This window comes from Virgibacillus oceani (genome assembly GCF_041521345.1).
Lineage (GTDB): Bacteria > Bacillota > Bacilli > Bacillales > Amphibacillaceae > Virgibacillus_N > Virgibacillus_N oceani_A.
This window is the reverse complement of the sequence record NZ_JBGOHB010000103.1, coordinates 1-249: the sequence shown is the minus strand read 5'-3', so window position 1 is coordinate 249 and position 249 is coordinate 1. Positions and strand designations below refer to the sequence as shown.

General features: G+C 41.4%; 1 protein-coding gene. It reads right to left on the bottom strand.

The features are described from left to right. On the bottom strand, positions 1 to 249 hold a 249-nt coding region (locus ACDX78_RS23330; RefSeq protein WP_486031240.1), incomplete at both ends, for a hypothetical protein.

The following is a 249-nucleotide window of genomic DNA, read 5'->3' as shown; positions in this document are numbered from 1 at the left end:
TAAATGAATACTTCTATTTCGTTTAGAAATTCATTTTCATGGTAGTTGGTGGCGATGCGTAGCATAGCCATGGTTGTTTCAGTGGGGGATGAAAAGAAAACCCCCACTGAATGAAGTTTCACTTTATGGCTGGCTTTATGAAAGATGTCCTTTAGCTTTCGGTGCCTAGCCTGATGAAGCCGTTCCAATCGTTTTGACGTGAAAGGTCCTTCATTTGATGTCTTACCATGACGAAGAACCCCCAATAAA